Here is a 13917-nt window from a genome sequence, read left to right on the forward strand (position 1 = left end):
AGGCGGCGTGGCGAGAGTATGCGTGGTCGGCAGCGTCAATCTCGACCAGTCCTTCACCGTGGCTGCCCTCCCCCAGCCGGGCGAGACCGTGCTGGCGTCGTCGCTGTCGGCGGCCCCCGGCGGCAAGGGCGGCAACCAGGCGGTGGCGGCGGCCCGGGCGGGTGCCACCGTCCAACTCGTCGCCGCCCTCGGTGACGACGCCGCCGCGGCGCACCTGCGCGCCCATTTGCTCGGCAACCACGTCGGCCTTGACGGCACGGCGACCGTGCCAGGCCCGAGCGGGGCCGCGGCCATCGTCGTGGACGTCGGCGCCGAGAACACCATCGTCGTGGCGCCCGGCGCCAACGCCCACCTGTCGATGGCCAACGCCCGCGCCAGGGAGGCGGTCGCCGCCGCCGAAATCGTGCTGATGCAGTTGGAGATTCCCCTCGACGTGGCGATTGCCGCCGCCAGGGTGGGACGCGAGGCGGGCGCCCTGGTGGTCGTAAACGCGTCTCCTGCGGGAGCGGACCCCACCGATCTCGCCGCACTGTCCGAAGTGGTCGACGTCGTCGTCGTCAACGAGGTCGAGGCCGACGAGTGGCATTGGCCGGTGGCGCATCTCGTCGTCACCCGTGGTGCGGCAGGTGCGACCTACCGGGGCGGCGACGTGGAGTTCGCCGTACCGGCACACCCGGTCGAACCGGTCGACACCAGCGGGGCCGGTGACGTCTTCGCCGGAGTCCTTGCAGCCGAATGGCATCGTGGCCCCGAGGTGGCCATCCGCCGAGCGTGCGCGGCCGGAGCCTTGGCGACCCTGACGCCGGGCGCCGGCGATTGCGCACCGTCCGCCGAAGCCGTCGACGACGTGCTCGCGGGGTGACTCAGCCCGTCGGCCCGAGCACGTCGTGGGCGACGAACATCGTGACACCGGCATCGGTGTGCATGGCTGCCTGATTCACCACGACCCGACTTCTGCTGGGCGACATGGTGTTCGACAGGATGTGATGCGGTAGGTCGCCGACGAACGCAACGCGGTTCGTCCGAATCAAGGGCGATCCGATGGCGGTGTCGAGCAACGACGCGGTTCGGGGGCAGGCGATTTCGGCGGTCATCTCGTGCTCCAGGCGCTGCAACATCACACCGGCGTCGGCGATGAGCCGGTGCAGCGGCGCCCGCGCCAACGACGACTCGGTGACCACGTCGCCAAGTGTCTTGGGAAGCCACGCCTCGGTGACGATCAGCGGCTCACCCGTCGTGCGTTCGCGTCGAACGCGCAGCACGTACAGGGCGTGGTCGTAGGAATACAAGCGCGCCACCACCGCGGGCGGCACGGCACGGATGCCGCACTCGATCACGTCGACTTCGGTCTCCGATTCGACCTCGCGCTCGTTGTCGAGGTGCGGATGGTCCGGGGGCGTGCGCTGTGTGACGAACGAACCGACGCCGTGGCGCCGGTCGACCAACCCCGCGTCAGAGAGGTCGGCCAGCGCGCGTCGCACGGTGATTCGGGAGACGCCGAAGAGGTCGCACAGGGACTGCTCGGTCGGCAGGGCCTCGCCCGAAGCCAGTGCTCCGCGGCCGATCTGGTCGTGAAGCACCAGGTAGAGCTGCCGGTGAAGCGGCACACCCGCGTCCGCACTGACCCGCGCGGCACCGTTGCTGGGTTCCTCCACAGCGGAGAGCTTTTCACACCCCCGGTGTCAGGCCTCCGGCACCTCGCGCTCGATCTCCTCGAGCCAGATCCGAGCCGACATGTCGGATGGCGCGCGCCAGTCACCGCGCGGCGACAGCGCCCCACCCGAGGACACCTTGGGCCCGTTGGGCAGCGCCGAGCGCTTGAACTGACTGAACGAGTAGTAGCGCTGGACGAACACCTGCAGCCAGCGCCGAATCTCGGTCAACGAGTACTCGGGCCGCTTGTCCATGGGGTGACCGGTCGGCCACCGGCCCGCTTCGGCGTCGTGCCAGGCATGCCAGGCCAGGAAGGCGACCTTCGACGGACTGAACCCGTATCGCAGCACCTGGAACAACGAAAAGTCCTGCAGGACATAGGGTCCCACCTTGGCTTCGCTGCTCTGAATCTCCTCGTCCTCACCGACGGGCACCAACTCGGGGGTGATCTCGGTCTCGACGACGGACTGCAGCACCGCGTTGACGTCGTCGGCGAACTGCTCCGAGGAGATGACCCACCGAATCAAGTGCTGAATCAACGTCTTCGGCACCCCGCCGTTGACGTTGTAGTGCGACATCTGATCCCCGACGCCATAAGTGGACCACCCGAGCGCGAGCTCGGACAGGTCACCGGTGCCAAGCACGATCCCGCCGCGCTGGTTGGCCAATCGGAACAGATAGTCGGTGCGCAGCCCGGCCTGAACGTTCTCGAACGTGACGTCGTAGACCTTCTCGCCGCGGGAGAACGGGTGGTCCATCTCGGTCAACATTCGCGTCGCGGTGTCGCGAATGTCGATCTCCGCGAACGTGACTCCGAGGGCCGCGCACAGCGCGATGGCGTTGCCCTTGGTGCGCTCGCCGGTGGCGAAGCCGGGCATGGTGAACGCCAGGATGTCGCTGCGCGGCCTTTGCTCCCTGTCCATGGCGCGGGCCGCCACGATCAGCGCGTGAGTCGAATCGAGGCCGCCGGAGACACCGATGACGATCTTGGGGTAGTTCAGCGCCCGCATGCGTTGCTCCAGACCGGACACCTGGATGCTGTAGGCCTCGTAGCAGTCCTGTTGCAGGCGTTCGGGATCCGACGGCACGAACGGGAACCGCTCGACCGCGCGCCGCAGTCCGATGTCGCCTGATGGTGGGTCGAGGACGAACTCGACGTGCCGGAACGCGTCGACCCGGTCGGCGTGGTGGCGCCGGTTGTCGTCGAAGGTTCCCATGCGCAGGCGTTCGGCCCGCAGCAGTCCGGTGTCCACGTCGGCGACCGACCTGCGTTCACCCTTGGGGAACCGCTCGGTCTCGGCGAGCAGCACGCCGTTCTCGTAGATCATCGTCTGGCCGTCCCAGGCCAGGTCGGTCGTCGACTCACCCTCACCGGCCGCCGCGTAGACGTAGGCGGCCAGACACCGCGAGGATGCCGACTGCGCCATCAACTTTCGGTCGTCGGCGCGGCCGATGGTGATGGGGCTGCCCGACAGGTTGGCGAGCACGGTGGCGCCCGCCAGCGCCGCCACGGCACTGGGCGGCACCGGAACCCACATGTCCTCGCAGATCTCGACGTGCAGCACGAAACTCGGCAGGTCGGTCGCCGTGAAGAGGAGGTCCGGCCCGAACGGCACCTCGGTGCCGCCGAGGCGGATGACGCCGCCCTGGTCGTCGCCGGGCGCGATCTGTCGGCGTTCGTAGAACTCGCGGTAGGTCGGCAGATAGGACTTCGGTACGACGCCGAGCACCGCCCCCCGGTGAACCACGACCGCGGTGTTGTAGATCCGGTTGCGGTGGCGCAGGGGTGCGCCGACCACCAGCACGGGCAGCAGGTCCGCCGACGCCACCACGAGCTCGTCGACTGCGGCCTCGACGGCGTCGAGCAGCGTGTCCTGCAGCAGGATGTCCTCGATCGAGTACCCCGACAGCGTCAGTTCGGGGAAGACGGCCAGGCCGACGCCCTCGTCGTGGCATTCGCGGGCCAGCCGCAGCACCGATTCCACGTTGGCCGACGGGTCGGCCAACGTCGTGTGATGGGTGCAGGCGGCGACGCGCACGTAGTCATGCCGGTAGGCGGAGTAGAAGTCCACGACCCGATCATCCCAGGTACGCCTTTCTCGGCCTACCCTGGACAGAGATGAACGACCCCACCGCCCCCGAACTGGTCAGCCTGCTTGCAGGTCGGCGCCTTGCAGTCCTGACGGGCGCCGGCCTGTCGACCGACTCGGGCATCCCCGACTACCGCGGCCCGGATTCCCCGCCGAGCAACCCGATGACGATCCGCCAGTTCACCTCGGACCCCGCGTTCCGGCAGCGCTACTGGGCGCGCAACCACGTCGGATGGCGGCACATGCACGCCACCCTTCCCAACGCCGGGCACCGGGCGCTCGCCGCGTTGGAGCGCGCCGGCGTCGTCACCAGCGTGATCACCCAGAACGTGGATCTGTTGCACACCGAGGCCGGCAGTGAGGTCGTGGTCAACCTGCACGGCACGTACGCCGACGTCGTATGCCTCGGGTGCGGGTCGACGATGACACGCGAGCAGTTGGCCGACGAACTCGAAGCGCTCAACCCCGGCTTCGCCGAACGCGTGGAACGGGTCGGCGGCATCGCCGTGGCCCCCGACGCCGACGCGATGATCGAGGAGACCTCCTCGTTCCGGTACGTCGACTGTTTACGCTGCGGCGGGATGCTCAAGCCCGACATCGTCTACTTCGGCGAGAGCGTTCCGAAGGACAGGGTGGCGCAGGCGTATTCGTTGGTCGACGACGCCGACGCCCTGCTCGTCGCCGGCTCGTCGTTGACGGTGTTCTCGGGCTTGCGCTTCGTCAGGCACGCCGCGGCGGCGGGCAAGCCGGTCGCGATCATCAACCGCGGCACCACCCGCGGTGACGAGTTCGCGACGGTGAAGCTCGACGCGGGCTGCTCGGAGCTGCTGGTCCTCCTCGTCGACGAGCTGGCCCCGATCCCCGCTCCCTAGAAGGTGACCGGCAGGGACCGCACGCCGTGGACGAAGTTGCCCGCCACGTAGGACGGCTCCCCCGCCGAGATGTCGGGCAGCTGCGTGAGAAGTTCACCGAAGAGCGCCCGCAACTGGGCCCTCGCCACGTGTGCACCGAGGCAGAAGTGGCGGCCCCCGCCACCAAAGCCGAGGTGCGGGTTGGGCTTACGCGACAGGTCGAAGCGCTCGGGTGCGTCGAAGACGGTCTCGTCGAAGTTGCCCGACGCGTAGAACATGACGACCTTCTCACCCGCGGCGACGTCTTGGCCGCCGACCTGGCAGTCGACGGCGGCCGTGCGTCGGAACGTCATCACCGGGGTGGCCCACCGGATGAACTCCTCGACCGCACCCGGAATGCGGTCGTCGAAGTCGGCTGCCAACCAGGCGCGCTGGTCGTCGAAGTCGGTCAGCGCCTTGACGGCGTGGCTGGCGGTCTGGCGGGTGGTGTCGTTGCCCGCGACCGCCAGCAGGACGAAGAACGCGGCGATCTCGGCGTCGGTGAGCCGGTCACCGTCGACCTCGGCGGTGACGAGCGCGCTGATCAAGTCGTCCCCCGGGTTGGCCCGGCGGTCGGCGGCCAATGCGCCGGCCACCTGATGCAGGTACATCTGACTTCCGACCAACACCTCCAACGGGTTTCGGCCGTTCAAGTACAGCGGGTCGCCCCACGACACCAGCGCGTCGGCGGCCACGGCCACCTGCTGCCGTTCGGATTCGGGGATGCCGACCATGTCCGACAGCGTCCGGATCGGCAACTCCTTGGCGCAGAGGTCGACGAAGTCGGCGCCGGTGCCCGCGGCGCGCAGCTCGCCCACGATGTCCTTGGCGTTGGCCTTGATCGAGTCCTCGATCCGGCGGACCTGCCGCGGGGTGAACGCGGCGTGCACGACCTTGCGAATCATGTCGTGCCGCGGGGCATCCATGGCCAGGAACGACTGCGAGGCCTCCAGCAGTTCCTCTGGCACGTTCTCGAACAACACGCCCTTGCCGGAGAGGAACGTCTCGCTGTCCTTGCTGATCGTGACGATGTCGGCGTGCCGGGTCACCGCCCAGTAACCGCGGTCCTCGGGGTCCGGCATCAGGGAGTCCTCGACCGGAGGGTGCCAGCTGACCGGCCTGGCCGCGCGCAGCTCGGCGAACGACGTCTCGCGGGCGGCGGCGGTCGTCGACCAGAACGCGCGGGAGGACAGGTCGATTGGGTCGTACGGGCGAGGCAGATTCGATGTGAGCGGCGACACAGTCATGCGGCTGACAATAAGTCTGGACAGTGTGTCTAGTCAAGGTGGCGACGACCCGTCTAGGCTGCTCCCATGGCGTCGGTGACCAGGAAGCCACAGGCCAATCGGCAGGAGCGCCGGGAACAGATCGAGCGGTTGCTGCTCGACGCGACCGAGCGTCTGATGGCCGACGGGGCCAGCTTCACCGAGCTCAGCGTCGACCGACTGGCCACCGAGGCAGGCATCTCGCGCGCCAGCTTCTACGTCTACTTCGAAGACAAGGGCGACCTGCTGCGCCGGTTGGCGGGCCAGGTCTTCGACGACTTGGCGGCCGCCGCCGAGCGCTGGTGGGGCGTGTCGCGTCGCCGCGACCCCGCCGACGTCCTCGCCGCCATGACCGGACTGGTCGCCAGTTACCGGCGACACCAGCCCCTCCTCATCGCGCTCGGCGAGATGGCAGGGTACGACGCCGTGGTCGGGGCCACCTATCGCGACATCATGGGCGGCATCGCCGCCAGGCTCGCGGTCGTCATCAGGAACGGCCAGGACGACGGCTTCATCCGACCGGAACTGACCGCGGACGCGGCGGCGAGCGCACTTACCTGGATGGCCGAGCGCACCTGTCAGCAGACCCTGCCGGCCGCGCCACCGTCACAGGACGCCGAGCTGGCGGCCACCCTGACCCAAGTCGTATGGGCCACGCTGTATCTCGAGGCGCCCTAGCTCCCCCGCCGAGTGTGGACTTGTGCCACGCCTCAGCGCCGAAACCGGACGAAACTCCACACTCGGCGGAGAGAATTCAGACTGCAACCAAGTCGTCGGCGTGTACCGCGGGACGGCGCATTTCTGCCGGCAGGTCGGACGTCGAACGGCCAACCATGGTGCTCAATTCGGCTGCGTCGTAAGCGACTACGCCGCGTGCGACCACCGTGCCGTCCAGAGCGCGGAGCTCGACGACGTCGCCGCCGTGGAACCGGCCGGACACCTCGGTGATGCCCGCGGGCAACAACGAACGCCGCTGACCGACCACCGCGCGTACGGCCCCGTCGTCGAGCATCAGGGCGCCCGTCGACTCGGCGGCATACCTGACCCAGAACCGCCGCGATGACATGCGTTCGGGGCGTGGCGCGAAGACCGTTCCCACCGACGCGTCCGAAAGCGCCGCACCCGCGTCGGCGGCCGCGGCCAACAGGACGGGCACCCCGGCGTCCGCTGCAAGCAGCGCCGACGACAGCTTGGACGCCATGCCACCGGTGCCGAGCAGACTGCCCCCGCCGGCGATCACGCCGTCGAGGTCGTCGGCTCCGGTCACCTCGGAGATGAAGCGCGCGTTCCCCTTTCGGGGATCGGAGTCGTACAGCCCGTCGATGTCGGAGAGCAGGACGAGCGCGTCGGCCCCGACGAGATGGGCCACCAGCGCGGACAGCCGGTCGTTGTCACCGAAGCGAATCTCGTTGGTGGCCACGGTGTCGTTCTCGTTGACGATGGCCACGGCGTGCAATGCTCGCAACCGATCCAGGGTGCGCTGGGCGTTGGTGTGCTGCACGCGCATCGAGATGTCGTGGGCGCTCACCAGCACCTGACCGACGGTGCGGCCGTAGCGGTCGAACGCCGCGCTCCAGGCGTTCACCAGGGCCACCTGCCCGACGCTCGCCGCGGCCTGCTTGGTGGCGAGGTCGGTCGGGCGCCGCGACAGCCCCAGCGGTTCGATGCCCGCGGCGATCGCACCCGACGACACGATGACGACGTCGGAACCGGCCTTCATCCGCGCCTGGATCGCGTCGGCCAGCGACGCCAGTCGGCTGGCGTCGAACATGCCTGTCGACGTGGTCAGTGCCGTGGTGCCGATCTTGACGACGACGCTGCGGGCCGTGCGGATGGCGTCGCGGTGCGCGCTGGTCACGACTGCTCGTCGTACTGGCGACTTTCCCGTCGCTGCTTGCGGGCGATCTTGCGCTCGTCGGCGCGCACCCGGTCGTCCTGCTCGAGCCTGAGGTCCGTGCCGCGGCCCGACATGGTGACCTCGACGCCGGCAGGTGTCTGCGGCTCCCAGTCGAAGGTGACGTCGCCGATGGTGACCGCGCAGCCGGACCTGGCGCCCTGCTTGAGCAGCTCGTCTTCGACGCCGAGTCGTGCCAGCCGGTCTCCCAGGTAGCCGACGGCTTCGTCGTTGGTGAAGTCGGTCTGGGCGATCCAACGCTCGGGGCGCGTGCCGCGCACCACGAAGCCGCCCTCGTCGTCGGAGGTGACGGTGAAACCGCTCTCGTTGACCGGGATGGGACGGATCACGGGGCGACGCGCCGCCACCACCGGTTGCGCCGCGCGGTATGCCGCCACCATGTCCCACAGCGCGAACGTCAAGGGACGCAACCCGTCTCGGGTCACCGTCGAGATCTCGAAGACGGGCCAGCCGTAGCGCTGCGCCACTTCCTCGCGGAGGAAGTCGGCGAGCTCTCGCGCGTCGGGAACGTCGATCTTGTTCAGCACCACCGCGCGCGGACGGTCTACGAGGTCGCCGAGGGAGGAGTCGCCCTGCAGCGTCGGGGTGTACGCCTTCAGTTCGGCTTCGAGGGCGTCGATGTCGGACACCGGATCGCGGCCGGGTTCCATCGTGGCGCAATCGACGACGTGCACCAGCACCGCGCACCGTTCGATGTGACGCAGGAAGTCCAGACCCAAGCCACGGCCGTCGGACGCGCCGGGGATGAGGCCGGGGACGTCGGCAACGGTGAAGGTGTTCTCGCCCGCCGACACCACGCCGAGGTTCGGCACCAGCGTGGTGAACGGATAGTCGGCGATCTTCGGCTTGGCCGCCGAGATGACCGACACCAACGACGACTTGCCCGCGGACGGGAAGCCGACCAGGCCGACGTCGGCCACGGTCTTCAGTTCGAGGGTGAGATCGCGGGCTTGGCCCTTCTCGCCGAGCAGCGCGAAGCCGGGGGCCCGGCGTGCCTTCGACGACAGTGCCGCGTTGCCGAGCCCGCCGCGGCCGCCGACCGCGGCCTCGAACCGGGTGCCCTCACCGGTGAGGTCGGCCAGCATCCGACCGTCCCCGTCCACGACGACGGTGCCGTCGGGGACGCGGAGCTCTAGATCCTCGCCTGCCGCGCCATCGCGGTTGTTGCCCATGCCCTGCTTGCCGGACGGGGCGTCCACGTGGGGGTGGAAGTGGAAGTCCAGCAGCGTGTGCACCTGCGGGTCGACCACGAACACGATGCTGCCACCGTTGCCGCCGTTGCCACCGTCGGGCCCGCCGAGGGGCTTGAACTTCTCGCGGTGTACCGAGGCGCAGCCTCTACCGCCGTTGCCTGCTTTCGCGTGAATGACCACGCGGTCGACGAAACGGGGCATGGCAGATCCTCTCCAAATCGAAATCTACGTTTTGCTGCTTGTGCGAGAGCCGAGCCGCAAAACGTCGATCTCGACTTGGTGTTAGGCCTCCGCGCGGACGGTGCGAACGATGTTCACGGTCTTGCGACCGCGCTTCTCACCGAACTCGACTGCGCCGGGGGCGGTGGCGAACAGGGTGTCGTCGCCGCCACGGCCGACGTTGACGCCGGGGTGGAAGTGGGTGCCGCGCTGACGCACGATGATCTCGCCCGCCTTGACGACCTGACCACCGAAACGCTTGACGCCGAGGCGCTGTGAGTTCGAGTCGCGACCGTTGCGCGAGCTGGAAGCGCCCTTCTTGTGTGCCATTAGTTCGCTCCCTTACCTAGGCGATGCCGGTGACTTTGACGACCGTCAGCTTCTGCCGGTGGCCCTGCCGCTTGTGGTAGCCGGTCTTGTTCTTGAACTTGTGGATGCGGATCTTCGGACCCTTGGTGTGCTCGAGCACCTCAGCGGTGACGGCAACCTTCTCCAGGTCCTTCGCGGCGGTGGTGACGTTCGCACCATCGACGACGAGCGCCACCGGAAGCGAGACGGATTCGCCGGCCTCGATCTCCAGCTTCTCCACCTTGACTATGTCACCGACCGCGACCTTGTACTGCTTGCCGCCGGTCTTGACGATTGCGTAGGTCGCCATCGTTTGCGTCATCCTCATCTTCGCTTGCGGGCGCGCGCCACCCGAGGGCTGCGTGCGCGGGTCTTTGGTGCGGGGGTTGTGAGCCCCGCGTGTCACCGGCTCGGCTACCGAGCCTGCAGACAACTGTGCAAGGGTACGTGACCAGCGGGTAGAGGGTCAAACCGCGACCCAGTCCGCGACTCGTACGGCCTCATGAAACCGGTGGACCTGCGGGGCGGGCGGCTGCACGCCGACGGCGGGGGCGGCCGGTGACAGCGACGACGGGCTCGTCGTCCTCGTCATCGTCGTCGTCCTCGTCATCAGAGTCGTCGTCCGAATCGTCGTCCTCATCCTCGAGGTCGTCGTCTTCGTCGTCATCCGAGTCTTCGTCGTCATCCGAGTCTTCGTCGTCGATGACTTCGATGTCGTCGTCGTCCTCGTCCTCGTCGTCCTCATCCTCGAGGTCGTCGTCGGAATCCTCGTCATCGGAGTCGTCGTCGGACTCGTCGGCCAAGACTTCCTCGGCGGGCTCGGTCGCCGCGATGTCCTCGGACCCCTCGACAACGATGTTCTCGGCGTCTTCGGAGACGTCGCCGTCCTCCTCGTCGCCGTGATCAGCACCGGTGGCCGCTGCCATGGCGCGGAACATCGGATGCTCCCCCGCGGCGTGCACGGGCACCTTGGCGACCTGAACCTCTTCTGCGGGCCGGCCACCCTTCTTGCCGCGCTTGCTGCGGCGGCCGGTCCCCGGCTCGCTGTTGCGAGCGGCGCCCGACCCGGAGTCCACCGGGTCGCCGTGCAGCATGATGCCGCGCCCGGCGCAGTGCGAGCAGGTCGTCGAGAAGGCCTCGATGAGCCCGGTGCCCAGCTTCTTACGGGTGAGCTGCACGAGGCCGAGCGACGTGACCTCGGAGACCTGATGACGGGTGCGATCGCGCGCCAGCGCTTCGGTCAGTCGACGCAGCACCAGGTCGCGGTTGGACTCCAACACCATGTCGATGAAGTCGATGACGATGATGCCGCCGATGTCGCGCAACCTGAGCTGCCGGACGGTCTCCTCGGCGGCTTCGAGGTTGTTGCGGGTGACGGTCTGTTCGAGGTTGCCGCCCGAGCCGGTGAACTTGCCGGTGTTGACGTCGACGACGGTCATAGCCTCGGTGCGGTCGATGACCAGCGTGCCGCCGGACGGCAGCCACACCTTGCGGTCCATCGCCTTGGTCAGCTGTTCGTCGATGCGGTGCACCGCGAACACGTCGGGACCGCCGGACGCTGCGGGCTCGTACTTCGTCATGCGCGGAAGCAGTTCCGGCGCAACCGAAGTCACGTAATCGCTGATGGTGTTCCAGGCGTCGTCACCGGAGACGACGAGGCCACTGAAGTCCTCGTTGAACAGGTCGCGGATGACCTTGACCAACACGTCCGGCTCTTCGTATAGCGCCATCGCGGCGCCCGCAGCCTTGCCGGTGAGCTCGGTGGCCTTGGCCTCGACCTGACCCCACCGCTCCTGCAAGCGGTTGACGTCGGTGCGGATGTCTTCTTCCTTGACGCCCTCCGACGCGGTGCGGATGATCACGCCCGCGTCGGCCGGGACGACCTCGCGAAGGATCTCCTTCAACCGCTGACGTTCGGTGTCGGGCAGCTTGCGGCTGATGCCGGTCGACGAGGCGCCGGGCACGTACACCAGGTAGCGGCCGGCGAGTGAAATCTGCGTGGTGAGCCGGGCGCCCTTGTGCCCGACCGGGTCTTTGCTGACCTGCACGACGACGTAGTCGCCCGGCTTGAGCGCCTGCTCGATCTTGCGCTGGGCGCCACCGAGTCCGGCTGCCTCCCAGTTGACCTCGCCGGCGTAGAGAACGCCGTTGCGACCACGGCCGATGTCGACGAACGCCGCCTCCATGGAGGGCAGCACGTTCTGGACGATGCCGAGGTAGATGTTGCCGACCAGCGACACCTGAGCGGCCGACGTCACGAAGTGCTCGACGACGACGCCGTCCTCCATGACCGCGATCTGGGTGTAGCGGCCGCCCTCGTGCGGCGGCTCGCTGCGAACCTTGTCGCGGACGATCATGACCCGCTCGACGGCCTCGCGACGGGCCAGGAACTCGGCTTCGCTCAGGATCGGGGGGCGACGGCGGCCAGCGTCGCGGCCGTCACGGCGGCGCTGACGCTTGGCTTCCAGGCGCGTCGAACCCGCAATGCCCTGGATCTCTCCGTCACCGGAGGACTTGTTGGACGCCTTCGCGGCCCGCGGCTGACGCTCGTGGACGACGGTGTTGGGCGGGTCGTCGGCCGAGGTGGCCTCGTCGCCGTCGGAATCCCCGGCACCACCACCGGTCTTGCGGCGGCGGCGACGCCTGCGGCGACGGTTGGCTCCGTCGGCACCGGTGCTGTCGTCGTCGCCACCTTCGTCGTCGGCGCCGTCGTCGTCGGAGCTCTCGTCGTCGGCCCCGTCTTCGGAGTCGCCCTGGTCGACGGCGTCGTCCTGACCGTCGCCATCACCGTCGCCGTCTTCGCTTTGTTCTCCGCGTCCCCTGCCGCGACCACGGCGGCCACGTCGGCGACGCTTGTTTGCGGGACGATCGTCCTGGTCGTCGTCGGAGTCGCCCGACGAGTCGTCGTCGTCTTCCTCGTCGTCGTCTTCTTCGTCCACGTCGTCGAGGTCGTCGGGCACCACGACTGCGCGGGGCGGGACGAATGCGACGGGCTGGGGTGCGACGAACAGCGGCATGTAGGCCGCCGGTGCGGTGTTGGGTGGCAGTGGTTCCGGCACCGGAGGCGGCTCGGGCTCGACTTCAAGAGCCTGCGCCGAGGGCGCGGCGCGATGGGCACCCGGCTCGACGAAGACGCCGGCGGCGTCAAGGCTCAACTGAGCCGGCGCATCCTCGTCTCGCTGGGTCTCTCCGGGTAGCTCGAATGGGGCGGCAAAATCACGGTCAGCCACGTACTCTCCTCAAGCCCCCGGGCGCGTCGTACTGACGCGGCCACGCGAGGGCTTCCGCTATGGACCCGTGGAACTCTTCCCGGGCTTGTCATGGTCTCGCTCCGAGCAGTTCGTGAGAACCCTCAGTGCCTGGCTGAATGATGGCTGAACTTCGCGCCGCACACGGAACCTGTCCTAGGTGGTCGCGCTCGTCCAAGTCTTCATCCGGGATTCCAGCTCCGTTATGAAGCCAGTCACCCTTGGCCAGTATCCCACATCGCGGCGGTGACTCCGACGAGGTGCCGATCTAGCCCCGGCGAGCAGCTAACGGCCGGGGAACCACAACTCGATCTCGCGGGCGGCGGACTCGGGCGAATCCGAGCCGTGGACGAGGTTGTCCTGGGTGACGAGTGCCAGGTCACCGCGGATGGTGCCGGGAGCGGCCTTCTCCACCGGATCGGTGCCGCCGGCAAGCTGACGGAAGGCGGCAATGGCCCGCGGGCCCTCGGCGATTACGGCGACGACCGGGCCCGAGGTGATGAACTCCAGCAGCGAACCGAAGAACGGCTTGTCCTCGTGCTCGGCGTAGTGCGCACGGGCGAGATCCTCGCTGACGTTCTTCAGCTCGAGGGCCGCAATGGTCAAGCCCTTGCGCTCGATTCGGCCGAGAATTTCCCCAACGAGAAGGCGCTTCACGCCGTCGGGCTTAACGAGTACCAGCGTCCGCTCAGTCACGGCGAGGAACCCTACCCGTCGGCGGGCGGAGACTGCTGACCGGGCAGCATGCCGCTGTCCTGGCGACGCTTGACCTCGGCGCGCAGGTAGGCGATCAGCAACCACACCGCCGCGAAGACCACGCCGATGAAGCAGATGGCCGGGTGGATGACGACCCCGCCGATCAACACCACCTGCATGCCCAGGTTGGCCTTGAGCGCCCACGGCTTGCCCTGCACGCCCGCCAGCAGGATCAGGATGCCGGTGACCCCGAGGAGGAAGCCGCCGCTGACCCACGTCAGCCCGCCGTGAGAGTTCGACACCACGGGCAGCGCAAGGAGAACCACGATGACCTCGAGGATCAGCGTGCCGGCCATGACGCCGCGGAAGCTCTTCCACGGGTCGGGTCCCACTGGTTTCT

The 13917-nt window shown here is 68.4% G+C and carries 13 protein-coding genes; 3 read left to right on the forward strand and 10 right to left on the reverse strand.

Annotated features, from left to right (window positions below; genetic code table 11):
* Nucleotides 1-7 precede the first annotated feature (7 nt).
* Complete coding sequence (locus ASD37_RS19015; RefSeq protein ID WP_082570253.1) at nucleotides 8-862, forward strand: PfkB family carbohydrate kinase; 855 nt, start codon at nucleotides 8-10, stop codon at nucleotides 860-862.
* A gap of 1 nt (nucleotide 863) precedes the next feature.
* Here ASD37_RS19015 and ASD37_RS19020 read toward each other — a convergent pair whose 3' ends face one another.
* Together ASD37_RS19020 and ASD37_RS19025 are read right to left on the reverse strand one after the other, a co-directional pair.
* Nucleotides 864-1655, reverse strand: a complete 792-nt coding sequence (locus ASD37_RS19020) for a GntR family transcriptional regulator (protein WP_056554658.1) — start codon at nucleotides 1653-1655, stop codon at nucleotides 864-866.
* A gap of 27 nt (nucleotides 1656-1682) precedes the next feature.
* The gene (locus tag ASD37_RS19025) at nucleotides 1683-3725 is read right to left on the reverse strand and encodes an NAD(+) synthase (RefSeq protein ID WP_056554662.1); all 2043 of its coding nucleotides are present in this window, start codon (nucleotides 3723-3725) and stop codon (nucleotides 1683-1685) included.
* A gap of 47 nt (nucleotides 3726-3772) precedes the next feature.
* On the opposite strand from ASD37_RS19025, the gene ASD37_RS19030 reads away from it, so the two are divergent.
* Nucleotides 3773-4615, forward strand: coding sequence for a Sir2 family NAD-dependent protein deacetylase (locus ASD37_RS19030; RefSeq protein ID WP_056554664.1), 843 nt, complete (start codon nucleotides 3773-3775; stop codon nucleotides 4613-4615).
* On the opposite strand, the gene ASD37_RS19035 is transcribed toward ASD37_RS19030, so the two are convergent.
* Entirely contained in the window at nucleotides 4612-5880 is a 1269-nt protein-coding gene (locus tag ASD37_RS19035) for a cytochrome P450 (protein WP_056554667.1), read from the reverse strand. The genes ASD37_RS19030 and ASD37_RS19035 overlap by 4 nt on opposite strands.
* A 66-nt stretch (nucleotides 5881-5946) precedes the next feature.
* On the opposite strand from ASD37_RS19035, the gene ASD37_RS19040 reads away from it, so the two are divergent.
* On the forward strand, nucleotides 5947-6576 hold the full coding sequence (locus ASD37_RS19040; protein WP_056554670.1) for a TetR/AcrR family transcriptional regulator: 630 nt from the start codon (nucleotides 5947-5949) through the stop codon (nucleotides 6574-6576).
* 76 nt (nucleotides 6577-6652) lie between these two features.
* Here the strand turns inward: ASD37_RS19040 and proB are convergent, their stop codons facing one another.
* The 7 genes from proB to ASD37_RS19075 all read right to left on the reverse strand — a co-directional run bounded on the left by proB (nucleotide 6653) and on the right by ASD37_RS19075 (nucleotide 13873).
* Entirely contained in the window at nucleotides 6653-7756 is a 1104-nt protein-coding gene (proB, locus tag ASD37_RS19045; RefSeq protein WP_056554673.1) for a glutamate 5-kinase, read from the reverse strand.
* Nucleotides 7753-9207, reverse strand: coding sequence for a GTPase ObgE (gene obgE, locus ASD37_RS19050; RefSeq protein ID WP_056554676.1), 1455 nt, complete (start codon nucleotides 9205-9207; stop codon nucleotides 7753-7755). The genes proB and obgE overlap by 4 nt, the downstream gene beginning before the upstream one ends.
* Nucleotides 9208-9288: 81 nt before the next feature.
* Nucleotides 9289-9555 (reverse strand): 50S ribosomal protein L27, encoded by a 267-nt coding sequence (gene rpmA, locus ASD37_RS19055; RefSeq protein ID WP_056554679.1) that lies wholly within the window; start codon nucleotides 9553-9555, stop codon nucleotides 9289-9291.
* 16 nt (nucleotides 9556-9571) lie between these two features.
* On the reverse strand, nucleotides 9572-9883 hold the full coding sequence (gene rplU, locus ASD37_RS19060; protein ID WP_056554682.1) for a 50S ribosomal protein L21: 312 nt from the start codon (nucleotides 9881-9883) through the stop codon (nucleotides 9572-9574).
* Between the two features lie 190 nt (nucleotides 9884-10073).
* A complete protein-coding gene (locus ASD37_RS19065; RefSeq protein ID WP_082570254.1) occupies nucleotides 10074-12803 on the reverse strand; it encodes an Rne/Rng family ribonuclease in 2730 nt (909 codons plus the stop codon).
* Between the two features lie 303 nt (nucleotides 12804-13106).
* Entirely contained in the window at nucleotides 13107-13517 is a 411-nt protein-coding gene (ndk, locus tag ASD37_RS19070; RefSeq protein ID WP_056554685.1) for a nucleoside-diphosphate kinase, read from the reverse strand.
* 11 nt (nucleotides 13518-13528) lie between these two features.
* Complete coding sequence (locus ASD37_RS19075) at nucleotides 13529-13873, reverse strand: DUF4233 domain-containing protein (RefSeq protein ID WP_156720987.1); 345 nt, start codon at nucleotides 13871-13873, stop codon at nucleotides 13529-13531.
* Between the last annotated feature and the right edge of the window lie 44 nt (nucleotides 13874-13917).

Origin of the sequence: Mycobacterium sp. Root135 (assembly GCF_001426545.1) — a bacterium.
In the GTDB taxonomy this organism is placed as follows: Bacteria; Actinomycetota; Actinomycetes; order Mycobacteriales; family Mycobacteriaceae; genus Mycobacterium.